This is a genomic window from Leucobacter insecticola (assembly GCF_011382965.1).
GTDB classification, from domain to species: Bacteria; Actinomycetota; Actinomycetes; order Actinomycetales; family Microbacteriaceae; genus Leucobacter; species Leucobacter insecticola.
The window spans coordinates 183,696-196,413 of sequence record NZ_CP049934.1; the positions used below are offsets into that span (position 1 = coordinate 183,696).

The window sequence follows — 12,718 nt, forward strand, 5'->3', positions numbered from 1 at the left end:
CGTTCATCGCCGCACCGGCTTCGTGATCTCTATGGTTTCATCGTTGTAGAGGTCATCCTCGACCGTTTGAATTGCGCCCACCACGCTCCCCGCCGAAACGGTGTCGACGATAATCACCGAGATATTGTCGCGTCCTCCGGCAGCACAGGCCAAGCGAATCAACTCGTCGGCTACGGCGTCGGCCCTGCCGCCAACGGTGAGCACCGCCAGGATCTCATCGTCGGCAATCTCCGTGGTCAGCCCGTCAGAGCACACCAGGATGCGCCCCCAGCGTGAACAGGCAGCAACCAGGCATCGTGCCGAGAATCACCCGATCCGAGCGCCCGCGTGATGACATTCCGCGGGGTGTCGGCTGCTTCGGCCCGGCCCTCCGCCAGCAGCTCCGCGTGCAGGGAATGATCGACGGTCAGCTGAGTCAGCTCGGCGCCAGAGTGCAAGTACACCCTTGAATCGCCGACATTCATCACATACCAGTGCGGGATCCCACCGTGCTCGATGAGCACCACGCCAGTGAGGGTGCAGCCTGCGCCGCGCTCGGTGCGCAAGGAAACCGTATCGACCGCGCGTCTCGCCAATTCTATGGTGGCCTCGACCATGCGGTAATCACGTGCCCCATGAGCAGCGGCGAGCGCACGAAACGGTTCAATCGCTGCAGCACTCGCCAAGTCGCCCGCCTCATGACCGCCCATGCCGTCGGCGACGACGTACACGCCACCGTCCGCAAACACCGCGTCCTCATTGACCCGCCGGTGTACGCCGACATCGGTGCGCGCCGACGACTCTATGAGCGGAGGCTCGGCGAGCGCAACCGCTTGCCCAAGCGCCTCAAAGCCCCGGTGCTCTCTCACGGTGTCTCCTTTGCCTGCACGAGTCCATCATGCACGATTCTTGGTCTGAGCCCGTACGAGCGAAGCGAATAGGCGTGGCGAAGTCGCTGCCAAATGCTGAGCGTCGCGCGGTAGCCCTTATCCTCTGCCTCCACGACCTCCCAAACGGCCGCCGCCTGACTCGCATCGATTCCAGTCGGAGAGAACACAGCCCGATCAACCTCGCCCGCGATCCAGCGCGACTTGGGACCGCCGATTGCGTCGGCAGTGACACCTCGGCTCGATCCCTGAGGAATGATCCGGCCGGCGTCACGGGCGCGGTCAAGGTACTCCTCCCACGCACCAAGCACGTTGAGCTCCGGCACCTGTTCGGCCCGGCGGCGACGTGCTCGAAGCCGCTTCGCCACGGGAAGAAACAGTAGCGGCAGCAGTATGAGCAGCAGCGCCGAAAGCGATAGCCCGATCACGCGCAGCACCGGCCACACCCAGCTTGCGCTGGAGGCGTCCGCCGCGGGTTCCGCGTTGTCCGATTGCTCCCCGAGGCCGATCGGGGGATCAACCTCGCGTGCGTCACGCTCTTCTGGGGTGGTGGGGAACTCGGGAAGCTGTTCGCCCTGCTCAAGTCGCTCCGGCCGTTTCTCGGCCTGCGGGTGACATCGATCGGCACCCAGGATCCAGATTCGGCCTGAACTTCAATCCACGCCGAAAGATTCTCACCGGTGCACACATCCTCGCAGCCGGGCACGCCGGCTACGCCCTCTCCGAAGCGCACCCCGACAACGACACGGGATTCGAACCCCAGCGCCCGCGCAAGCAGGGCTGCGGCGGTCGCGAATTGCTCGTCATCTCCGACACCGGCAACCAGCACCGCATCGGAGGCGTCTTCTCCTGCTGCCTGCTGCTGCGTGTTGAGCTGACTGAAAAGTGTCTCGATGCGCGCAAGCGAGTGCCCGCCCGAGCTCGCTTCAAAACTTGTGCCGTATTTTTCGCTCAGGCGTTGTAGCCACTGCGGTTCCCCGCCGGAATCGTCGAGTGCATGGCTGAGGTAGCCGCGGGCGCGAAGCCGCTCGATCAGTGTGACGAGGCCTTGTCCGTCTGCCGCGACGCCCTGCCGCTCGATCCAACGCGCCATCTCGGGGGTGGTCTCAAGGTCAATGAGCGCGGCACCCGATGTACCAAGGTCCGCGCTCAGCTCGCGGGTCTCCATCGGGGCGGTGTAGCGATCGCCCTCGCGGAGGCCGAGGCTGCGATCCGCAGCGCCCCCCGGCACCGCGATCGCCGCACCGGTTTCACGGTTGACGTAGAAGGAATCCGCGAGTTCCGCAGCCCGCGGCCCGCCAAAACTTGGTGGCGCCCCGAGGATCGCGGAGGGCGCCCAAATGTCCTGATAACCCTCGGCGACCTCCACCGTGACGGTGCTGGGCTTGGAAAGCGCCTCACCACTCGGGAATCGACTGAAGCGCCCGGCAGCATCCTCGCTGACATGGAAATCGATTCCCTCATAGGCGTCGAGCACGGCCAGCCGGAGATGCTGCGGCAACCCGCCCGAAGAGGAGACCGTAAACAACGGAACGTCGATCGCGTCATCGGTCTTTGAGGCGCGGTAGCTGGCGAGGGGGCTGGGGCGATCCCGCACCACAATCTCGGGATCGACGCTGTCACGCGGCACCGCCCGCGTACCGGCGTCGAGGGCTGGGGCGACCAGAGCGCCCGCACCGAGCGCCACGACCACGGTAGCGGCGGCGAGCAACGAGCGTACGAAGCGACCGCCGGATCCAGCGCTGCTCTCGGCACGGCCAAGCTTGAGCGCGGCCCGCCGCTGGGCCCCCGCGGTCCAGGTCACCCAGCACGCCCCCAGCGCGCCAGCGGCGAGCCACAGCGCGAGTTCTCGGGGCGCCGTGATCGTCACCGGCCCGAGCCGGAACGGCGCGCTCACGGCAGACGCTCCAAACACCGTGCCAAACGCGACGGGCGCGAGAAGCGGCAGTGCCGCAAGACTCGCCCACCGCCCGGGCCTCGCCGCGAGCACGAACGTGAGTACGACGGTGAGGAGCATCACCAGGTATGCCGGGACCAGCACCGTTTGGTAGGTGCCGACGGGCAGGCTCAGCGTCAATAGTTGTTTCCAGCCCAGTGCGACGGCGGCGAGCCCGTCCAGCAGGCCACGTAGCACTCCGCTCTGTAGCGACTGCGGCACCGCGACGGGCACGATCGTCAACACCAGCAGCGCAAGAAACAGTGCGGTGGTGATGATCCACCGAAGCCGCCAGCGTTCGCGGGCCCACGCGAGCAGGGAGCCTGCGACAAGCGCGGCGCCGGCAAGCACCCACAACCAGGGCGTGACATAGATCGGCCACGCTGCGAACACGCCAATCGTGAGCGCGATAGCGGCGGCGATCCCCGCCCCCAGCATGCGAGCGAAGGGTGCCGGGGTGCCCGGTTCACGGGTGCCGCGCGCCGCGTTCACGATGCGCTCCGAAGCATCAGCTGCGGCAGGTCGACGAGTGCTCCAACCGTGAACACAGTGAGCGAATCGGCCCGCTGTACTCGCGGCTCCGCGTGTTCCTCGCAGCGGACGGCGAGCACATGCACATTGGGATCGAAGGCGACGCAGGCGCGTCTGATCCGGCTGAGCTCGGGCACCGAACCGGTCACGATCGCGACGATCGACAGTGGCCGCCTGGAGTGGGCGAGACCCGCCGCAAGCGCCTCAAACGGCAGCCCCTCGGGAGCCGCTTCGAGCTCGGCCCAGGCATTCAAGAGCTGCTGCGGATCCTGCGAGGGCAGCTCTTCAAGCCCATCGACGCTCGGGCGCACCCGGCCCGGCGCCCAAGCGGACGCGACGAACCGTTCGCGCCCCTCACGCACGGCCTGCACCGAGATCGAGGCGGCCACACTCACGCCAAGCTCAAACTCACTGTCGCTCGCATATTCCTCGCGGCGGGCATCAAAAAGCACGGCGACGCGGGCGGTCTGCGACTCCTCATACTGACGCACCATCAGGGTGCCGGTCTTCGCGGTCGATTTCCAGTGGACATGCCGCATGGCATCACCCGGGGCATACTCACGCACCGCGTAGAAAGACAGATCGGAGTCTGTAAGGCGGCGGCTCGCGGTGCCCTCGAGGTCGCGCACGAGACCCGCCGAGTTGGGTGGCAGGGCAGCGGTTTCGGGGTGCACGTGGACGAGGTGCTTTTCGGGCCAGGTGACCTCGCGGCGCAGCAGGGATAGCGGATCGCGGCGGGCAACGGTGAGCGGACCGATCTGGATCAACCCGCGGTGCGGTGCGGGTACGCGGGCGGGAAGGTCGACCTCACTGTGCGGCCCAATAAACGGGATCGTGAGTTCACGAAGCGCAGGTCCCACCGGCAGCTCGGCGACGGCGGGGAGGGCCGGACGGGTTCCCCTGTTTTCCACGTGGATCATGGCATCGACGGCGCCACCGGCGACAACGCTCGGACGGTCAAGCAGGATCTGCACGTGATACGCGCGGCTCCCGATGAGGAACGGCAACGCCACCACGAGAAGCGCCACGCCCGCGACCGCAACAAACCAGGCCTCAACCCAGGAAAGTGTCGCCCCGAGCACGATCCCTGTCACCATCACAGCAAGCACAAACCAGCCGAGCGGAGTGATCGCCTGCGTGGTGGCATGCCACGCATCCGTGACCCGGCTTTTCGCGATCCGCCACCTTCTGCGCACGACAATCTTCCGCCGCTGGGTGTCCGCCAGCGCGCGGGTGGAGGTGCGTGTCTCGCCGAGCCGGGTCCGGGTCCTGGTCATCCGGGTGCCGGTGCGTGAGCCGCGGGTGTGCTCAGCGGTCACGCGGTGCCGTTCTCCTGGGGGGCTCGAATATCCAGCAGGATCTTGCCGACGACGGCCTCCGCGGTGACCCCGTCAAACTCGGCCTCCGGCTCCAGCACGAGACGGTGGGCCAGCACTGAGATCGCCAACTCACGAATGTCGTCGGGGGTGACGTATGAGCGGCCGCACACGAGCGCCCACGCTGAGGCCATCCGGGTGAGTCCGAGCGCACCGCGGACGCTGGCCCCGAGACGCACCTCGCTCGCTCGCCTCGTCGCCTCAACAAGTTCGATCACGTACGAGGCGATCAGCGGACTGACGTGCACGGCGCGGGTGAACTCCTGCAGCTGCAACAGCGTGCCAACATTCATCACCGGCTGCACCTGGCTGATCGTTTCACGCTGCAGGATCCGCATCATCGCAGCGTCATCCGGGTAACCGATCGACGTTTTGATCATAAAACGGTCAAGCTGCGCCTCGGGCAGGCGATACGTTCCCGCCTGCTCAACCGGGTTTTGGGTCGCAATGACCAGGAACGGTTCCGCGACCGTGTGGCTCTGACCGTCAACGGTGACCTGATGTTCCTCCATCACTTCGAGCAGCGCCGACTGCGTCTTGGGACTCGCGCGGTTGATCTCGTCGGCCAGCACCACATTCGCAAAGATTGGGCCAGCATGGAACTCGAAGATGCCCTGCTTCTGGTCATACACCGTGATCCCGGTGACGTCACCCGGCAGCAGGTCGGGGTGAACTGCACCCGCGAAGAGGTACCGTGCATCGCCTGCGCGAGGGCACGCGCGAGGGCGGTTTTACCTGTGCCTGGCACGTCCTCCAGGAGCACATGGCCGCCCCCCATCGCCGTGGCGAGCACCAGCTCGATGACGCGGCGCTTGCCCTGAATCGCCTGTTCCATCGCATCGGCGGCGGAGCGCACCGCCTCGCTCGCCCAGCGTGCGCGCTCGTCGGTGAGCGGACCGACCGTGTCGGCAACGAGCTTCGGCTCGGGTGTCATGTTTGTTCCTTCTGTCGCGGGATGTGGGCAGGTGGGTCAGGGGCCGGGGGTGTGGTGTTGAGGGCACCCGCGAAGACCACAGGGTTTCGAGAGGACCCAGCCCAACTGATCATGATTGTTCCGGCGGTCTCATCGGCTGAGTAGATTGGGGTATCCCCGGGAACACCAGTAAAGCTGAAGTGAGTGGCAATCTCAGCAGGATCGAGCGAAGTCGCGGGGCTATTCAGTGTGATGCCGAGCGGGGCAATACCACCTGCCGGATTGACGTTTGCAGAAACGTCCGAGCATTTTCCAGAATCGGTCATGCACCAGATCGCGGTAGTAGAAACGCTGCCGGGTAGCATCGAAAAGCTTCCGTTGCCCGTATTCGCATAGCGGATCGTTGCACCGTCGATATTGCCGAAATCGCTGAGGTTCGGCGGGTTCGCAGAGTACTGAGCGTAATTGCCTGTCACTGTCGCATATTCGTTGACCGTGTAAGTGACATTGTTGGGTGGAGGCACAGATCCGCCCGTAAAGATTGAGGCTGTTGGTACCGCCACAGTGGTCCCGTAGTCGGTAAACCCGCACACCGCCCCAGTGAAATAGCGGTAGAGTCGCAGACCAGTTCCAGATTCGGTTGACCCCGTGCATCCGGGAGCAGCTTGTCCCTCTTGCAGACCGTAGCTGAAGGTTAAGCGGTCTGCACCGTTGGCATCCCAATTCGCGGTGCTAAAGCTCCAGCCGGTGTCGCCTACGGCCGTCAGATTCGCCGTACCCGCCCGCGGCGCACCGATCGGCGTCGCTGTCGCCTCCTTCGCGGAGCCGCGTCCACCGTCGCTCCCCGTGTACCCGGGCGGGATCTTGTCGGCGCTATCCGCAGCAATCACTGAGAACGTGTGTTGGACGGTGGAGGCCACGATGATGCCGTCGGCGGGCAGCGCCCGCTCTACTCCATCAACCAGCAGGATACGGGCTGCGCCCACAGCCTCTCCAACGGTCAATTGAACTTTTCCGTTTCCAGAATCCGTGTTCTCGGGCCACGTCACCGTCTTCGCGCTGATCGTCGGCGACTCCGGCGGTACATACGCCCAGGTCTCGGCACCGTTCGCGGAGATTTCAGAGGATCCCACCGAGTTCACGGCGCGCGCCGTGTAGATGCGCTTCTCCCCCGGGGTGAGTCCCGTCACCGTGCAGCTCGCGAGGTTGCCGCTCGGCGCACAGCTCGCGACCGTGGCACCGCCAGCAACGATCTCGACACCGGTGACGGCCGGATACGAGGTCTGCGAGCTCAGCTCAACGGCGAGCGTCACGCCGCTGGCACCAGCCGATGTCGGCGTGATTCCGGCGGGCGCGCGCGGCACACCCTGCGCGTCAAGCTCAACCGTGCCGGTGCCGGTGCGGTTCTGCGCATCACGCACCGTGAAGGTACCGGTGCACTTTCCGCCAGCACCCCGACTGTCAGGCCAGGCCACACTTATGGAGTCACCGGCTGCCTGGAATGATCCTGTCGTGCAGCCCGCAGCATCCACCGAGACGAGCGTCAATCCGCCGCCATTCTTGCCCTGGAATGGGTCGTACTCGCCCGGGGCGCCGATCACGCGCGCCTGGCAGCTCGATCCGACCGTGCAGTTCAGCTGCACGGTAGCTCCGCGGGGAGTGTCCTTCGCGGCCTCGCCCACCCGCAGCGTCAACTGCGCCTGGCTCTCGCCTGCACCCGATACGGTCACGACCAGCGGATCCTGGCTGCCCGGCACGGCGTTCGCGTTCGCCGTCACCGTCAGCTGTGATCCGGAGGGCGCCACCTGAAAGCTCTGGCCGCCACCGCTGACCTGGAATCGCAGCCGATCCTTCGATCCCTCGCGGTTGCCCTGCCAGCGCACCATGTCTCCGAGGTCAATCGTTTCAGAAGCTCCGGGCGCGACCGTGCGGGTCAGCGGTTCAAGTTCCACAGTGGGGTCGGTGGGCACCACCGAGATGGGGATCGGAAGCTGGGTCCACGCCTTCTGTTCAGCGAGTTTGACCGCGATCACACAGCTGTCGGTCCAGGGGGCCTCCTTACCCGCGTCGTACTTCACCTGCGCAGCACCAGAAGACGAACAGCTCGCCTGGGCGCGCTGCACCGGGAAGGATCCCTGCTTCAGATCGATCTTGTCGTCAGCCGCGAGATCCAAGACGTCTCGCACCGCCACCTCAACGGATTTACCTTCGTCAACCGAAATCGGCTGAACCCCCGCCTTCAGCGTGAGCCGCAACTCGTCAAGCGGCGGGATCACCAAAAACCCGAACGTCTCTACGGCCTCACCCGCGGCGTCGTTGCCCGCGAGCCGGAACGGCACGAGATCGCCCTCGGCACGATACGGGCCGATGATCCTGGAACCATCGACCTTAAACCGGTCAGCGGCTGAACCCCACACCGAGAGCTTCAGCGCATTGACGTCACCCGACGCCCAGTAGACCTGATCCGTAACAACATCGATACCGCCGCGTTCAAGCTCCACCCGGTCGCGCGCAGAAAGCACCGTGTCCTTCACCGTAGGCGCCTGCTGCCCCACCCGTGCGGATGTCTGCACAACAATCAGCCCGTCAGCCGTGCTCTTGCTCTCGGACGAGCGCACGGTGTAGCGATAGGAGACGGTGCCGGGCTCCGCGCTCGCACGCACTTCCACCCGCCCCTGTTTCAACTCAGACAGGTCTATACGTCCCTGTAGCTCGCGGTAGGCCAGGGAATCTGCGCCGCCCGGCACGTTGGGCACCACCTCAATGAGTTCGAGGGTGCCGTGCATTGGGTCGATGTCATTATCGAGCGGGCGCACCACGGCGGGCTCTGCGGCTCCGGTCGTCAGGCGCACGTAGTCACTGTAGGTAATCGGGGCTCCGGATCCTGCCACCTCGGGTGTCACAATTACCCGCAGGGTGCCGATCCCCTCCCCGCCATAGTCATCACGCACCGTGTAGTTCAGCAGGGTCACCCCGGGCTCGGCACGCTTCGAAGCTTCCACCTGTACCGTACTACTGCGGGGAGCGAGCGTGGCGACGAGTTGCGCGTTATCGGAAGCCCCCACCGAGACGAGACGCACGCGATCCCCGTCGGGGTCTACTCCAGTGAGCGGGATCTGGGCGTTCGCCCGTTCCCCCGGCGCGAGGCGCACGGTCACGGTCCTCGGCTGCGGATCCCGGTTACCGGTCTTGGGCAGCACGGTCACTCTGACGTGCCCGACGTCGCTCTGCTCCGGCGTGCTCGCGCCGTAGGTGGTGTAGCTCAGGGTGTAGACGCCGGGTTCACTGGGGGCAAGATAGCGGAGCACGTTCCCGGAAGCGAAGGCCAGTTCACCCTTCGCGCCGGAACCCTCGATCGCGGGATGCAGCACCAATCGCTGACCGGGAGGGGCCACATCGTTGTCGAGCACGGGAATGTCGACCACGGATCCGGCACGCACCGTCGCCGTGTCAGCGACCGCGATCGCACCCTCACTCCCGGTGTCGGCTACCTGGAAGACCGTCAAACGGCCCATCGCAATATCGGCTTCCTCAGCGACCCCCACATCGATCGCACCGATGCGCCCCGGCGCACCGTCCGCCGTCGCCCCGGAGACGCGCACGCGGGCGTGCTCGATCACATCGGCGCGCAGTTCACCGTCGAGCACCTCGGCGGAATTCACCACCAGGGCGCGGCTGTTCGCACCAGGCACGGCGTCGAGTACATCGACGGTGGTGTCCGAGAGCGGGCGCACAAACGCGCGCAGCGGCGGCAGGCCAAGTTTTGTGCGCGCATCAACCGCAGTCACCCGCATCGTGCCCGTAATCTCGGCGTCGGTGCCGGTATCACGAACCGTCAACGACACGATCGAGCTGCCCGCCTCACGCGCGCGAACCTCAATCGTCCCCGCGCCCGTGTTCGCGGACACCTCGGCAGAACCACTCTGTACGGTGGCGTCGACAAGCGTGTAGGAACCAGATCCCCCGGTCACCCTCGAGAGCGGCCTCAGCGTTGACGCCTGACCGACCTGCACAGTGCTCGCGATCTGCGGGAGCTCGGCACGCGCACCCGTCCGCACGCTCACCACAAGAACCTTCTCGGTGCTCGCGCCGCGGGAATCCGCAACGGTCACCCGCACCGCAACATCACTGTCGGGGGCGTTCGGATCCGTGTGCCGGAGGGCGAGGCGCCCGTCAGCGGTGACAAGCGCGCGCACCGGATCCTCGGCATTCGCTGGAACCGCTGAGGCGAGCATCATCGGATCACCCTCGGGTCAACCCATCCCTCAAGAATCGGCATCACGAGCGTGCCGCCCGGCGCGAGTTCCGGTTTCGGCCAGGTCCGCTGGCAACCCTCCACCGGGCACCACTCCGGTGCCGTATTCGTGTCGGTGTCAACGACGGTGAGCGTGACCGTTGCCGGCTCCGAAAGCGCAAAACCATCAGTGATCCGGTAGGTGAAACTCGCACTCCCGCGAGCCCCCGCCGAGGGCGTCACCACCAGATCCTGACCGTCAGCAAGCATGGCAAGCGTGCCAAACTCCGCAGGCAGGCCCTCGCCGAGACCGTCCGGGACGATGGTGATGACATCGCGGCGGTTCGGATCGTAATCGTTCAAGAGCACCGGCAACAACGCTGGCTCGCCCGCGCGCACACCAAACTTGTCATCGACCGCAACAGGGGCTCCTGTTCAGTGACGTCCTGCACGACGACGGTGCCATCCTCCTCTTTCGGAGGATCCACCTGCGCCCACTGCCGCACCGGGATCAGCTTGCCGTCCGGCACCGTCCACATCATGCCGGTCTGCACCTCGGTCAACAACGCATGGCTGCCGCTCGAGCGAATCACCGGCTCGGGATCCCCCGGCACCGAGACGCTGTCATCGAGAGTCAACGGGATGAGTCCTTCACGGTCGCCCCAGAGGTTGGCCTCCTCCGGCCCAAACCAGGCCGCATAGCGATCGCCAGCCACGGCGATCGGCTGCGCTGGCACACCATCAGCCTCTGCCACCCGAGTGGCGTCTTGCCGGTCGATCTGCCACAGCCCGTTCCGATCCGCCACCAGGATCTCGGATCCGGCAGCCTTGGCACTCGAAGCCTGCAACTTCGCGCCCTCGTCCGTGTCGAGCGTTATGGCATCAGTGACACCCTCGACCCACAGTTTGCCCTCGCTCGGATCAAACAGGACCCACTTCTCGTCCACGATCGCGAGCTGCACGTTTTCCGCTGGCACGTCCTCTGAAACCTTCGCGGTGCGGTTTCTGAACTCTGCGCGGCTCGCGTCGTACCAGTGCACCGCGTGTTCGGTGCTCGAATAGAGCGCAACAAGACCGTCCGGATCCACCGCAACAGCGGCGGCTTGGAAACCCGCATCAGCCGGGTCTTGGGCCGATGCGTCGTCGGTGCCTGACGCAGGATCGAGCAGCACAGGATCGCTGAGCTGCCTTACGTCTGGGTCGCTTGCGGCAGCCGCCTTATCATCGAACAGGCTGAGATACACCTCACCCAGATCGGTGCGGAAGAGCACCACCCCGCCCGCGGCCACAATGTCCCGAGTGCCATTCGGGGTGCGCATCGCAGCGGATCCCGCGTCGGATCCCGCATCGTTTGCCCCATCCGCGACGGTCGCCGCGTCGTTTGCGTCGTCACCCGCATCCTGGCCGCCTGCCGCATCATCCAAGAGGTCGCGTGGCAGCGTCGGATCAATACTCCAGGCGCGTCCGTTTCCGTGACTGAGCAGCACGCTCTGCGCACCAGACTGCAGCAGCCCGCTCGGTTCCTCAACCGAACGCACCGTATCGATCTCCGCGGTCAGCGTGTTGACGCGCGCATACTGGCCGGAGCTGCGCATCGCCCAGACAGCGGGCTCATCCCGCGGCACCTCGCGGGCGTCATACCCAGCGGCCACCACGGCGATGGTCGTCAGCACCGCGAGTGACAACCCGCCGGCGAGCCAACTCACAAGTCTTGAGCGATTGCGGGTCGTCCGTGCCGCCATCACAGCCCACCCATCAGCGCGAACGCGACACCCGCAGCCGCGAGAATTCCAACCGCGATTCCCGCCCCGATCAGGCCAGCCTTCACAGGCGAGGTTTTGCGATCCGGCAGCAGTTCTTCTTCAATCCTCTGCCGCGCAGCCTCTTCACGGCGCTGCGCGCGCCCCTGCTCCTGCACCGTCGTGATCACCGGACCCCGCGGCTCCTGCGCGGCCGCCGCAAGCGGGGCCCACCCGGCACCCACGACGTCGAGCGGGGTCGCATCCCAGCCGTAGGCACGCTGTGCCTGTCGCAGCGCCTCACCAAACTCACGCATCGACGTGAAACGTTGCTCGGGTTTTTGCATCAGCGCGCGGGCAATCACGGCGTCAAAGTGTTCGTACCCCTGCGCTCCAGGCACTGGAACATACCTGGCACGCTTGATTCGGTCCATCATCTTGGACTCGGTATTCTGCCCGCGCTGCGGGCTCGCAAACGGAGACCTGCCCGCCGCGAAGGTGTAGAGGGTGGCGCCGAGCGACCAAATCTCGCTCGCGACCGTGCCGCTTGTGTCCCCGGCAACGACCTCGGGAGCCGCCCACGGAATCGACATCGCCTGGCTCGTGCCCTCACCGAGCATCTGACCGCGCAGTGAGACGATCCCAAAGTCTGCGAGCATCGGGCGCCCGGTGGTAGCGATCAGCACGTTCGACGGTTTGATGTCGCGGTGCAGCACGCCCGCCTGGTGCGCAGTCTCAAGCGCCCCGGCCAACCGCACGCCCGCGTCAAGCACCTCGTTCAACGGACTTGTCTGCCCCTTCGATCGTTCACGAAGCGACTGCGGGCAGTACTCCATCGCGATGTAGGGATGGCCGTCCGCCGAGACGCTCGCCGCAAAGATCGACACGATCGAGGGGTGGCTCGACAACTGCGCCATCGCGTCGGCCTCGGCCTCGAACATCGCCCTGCTCGACGGAGCCGACAGGCTCTCGGACAGCACCTTCACCGCGACGACGCGCCTCGGCATATCTTGTTCGTATTGATACACCTGCGCGAAACCGCCAGAGCCCAACGGTCGCACGTAGCTGAAGCCCGAGATACGCGGCGGGCTGACCGCCGCGCTACTCATACGTGAGCATCGCG

9 protein-coding genes and 1 pseudogene are annotated in these 12,718 nt (G+C 65.8%); all 10 read right to left on the reverse strand.

Going from position 1 to position 12,718, the window contains the following annotated elements:
* Positions 1–3 precede the first annotated feature (3 nt).
* Positions 4–255, reverse strand: coding sequence for a hypothetical protein (locus G7067_RS13910; RefSeq protein WP_244301162.1), 252 nt, complete (start codon positions 253–255; stop codon positions 4–6).
* Positions 237–848: a PP2C family protein-serine/threonine phosphatase gene (locus G7067_RS00845; RefSeq protein ID WP_244301163.1), complete on the reverse strand. Its 612-nt coding sequence runs from the start codon at positions 846–848 to the stop codon at positions 237–239. Before G7067_RS00845 ends, G7067_RS13910 begins: the two co-directional genes overlap by 19 nt.
* Positions 845–1,303 carry a hypothetical protein gene (locus tag G7067_RS13915; protein ID WP_244301164.1) on the reverse strand — a complete coding sequence of 153 codons (459 nt, stop codon included), beginning with the start codon at positions 1,301–1,303 and terminating at the stop codon, positions 845–847. Before G7067_RS13915 ends, G7067_RS00845 begins: the two co-directional genes overlap by 4 nt.
* Positions 1,291–3,294: a TgpA N-terminal domain-containing protein gene (locus tag G7067_RS00850; protein WP_244301165.1), complete on the reverse strand. Its 2,004-nt coding sequence runs from the start codon at positions 3,292–3,294 to the stop codon at positions 1,291–1,293. Before G7067_RS00850 ends, G7067_RS13915 begins: the two co-directional genes overlap by 13 nt.
* Positions 3,291–4,652: a DUF58 domain-containing protein gene (locus tag G7067_RS00855; protein WP_244301166.1), complete on the reverse strand. Its 1,362-nt coding sequence runs from the start codon at positions 4,650–4,652 to the stop codon at positions 3,291–3,293. The genes G7067_RS00850 and G7067_RS00855 overlap by 4 nt, the downstream gene beginning before the upstream one ends.
* A pseudogene (locus G7067_RS00860) lies at positions 4,649–5,643 on the reverse strand (AAA family ATPase). The gene G7067_RS00855 and the pseudogene G7067_RS00860 overlap by 4 nt, the downstream one beginning before the upstream one ends.
* The gene (locus G7067_RS00865; protein WP_166321335.1) at positions 5,640–9,860 is read right to left on the reverse strand and encodes a hypothetical protein; all 4,221 of its coding nucleotides are present in this window, start codon (positions 9,858–9,860) and stop codon (positions 5,640–5,642) included. Before G7067_RS00865 ends, G7067_RS00860 begins: the two are co-directional and overlap by 4 nt.
* A complete protein-coding gene (locus G7067_RS00870; RefSeq protein ID WP_166321336.1) occupies positions 9,857–10,225 on the reverse strand; it encodes an Ig-like domain-containing protein in 369 nt (122 codons plus the stop codon). The genes G7067_RS00865 and G7067_RS00870 overlap by 4 nt, the downstream gene beginning before the upstream one ends.
* Complete coding sequence (locus G7067_RS00875; RefSeq protein ID WP_166321337.1) at positions 10,216–11,598, reverse strand: hypothetical protein; 1,383 nt, start codon at positions 11,596–11,598, stop codon at positions 10,216–10,218. The genes G7067_RS00870 and G7067_RS00875 overlap by 10 nt, the downstream gene beginning before the upstream one ends.
* Positions 11,598–12,704 (reverse strand): serine/threonine-protein kinase, encoded by a 1,107-nt coding sequence (locus tag G7067_RS00880; protein WP_166321338.1) that lies wholly within the window; start codon positions 12,702–12,704, stop codon positions 11,598–11,600. Before G7067_RS00880 ends, G7067_RS00875 begins: the two co-directional genes overlap by 1 nt.
* Positions 12,705–12,718: the final 14 nt, after the last annotated feature.

Coding starts and splice junctions, on each gene's coding strand:
- G7067_RS00865 (WP_166321335.1), bottom strand. CDS start 9,860: ATGATGCTCGCCTCAGCGGTTCCAGCGAATGCCGAGGATCCGGTGCGC.
- G7067_RS00875 (WP_166321337.1), bottom strand. CDS start 11,598: ATGGCGGCACGGACGACCCGCAATCGCTCAAGACTTGTGAGTTGGCTC.
- G7067_RS00880 (WP_166321338.1), bottom strand. CDS start 12,704: ATGAGTAGCGCGGCGGTCAGCCCGCCGCGTATCTCGGGCTTCAGCTAC.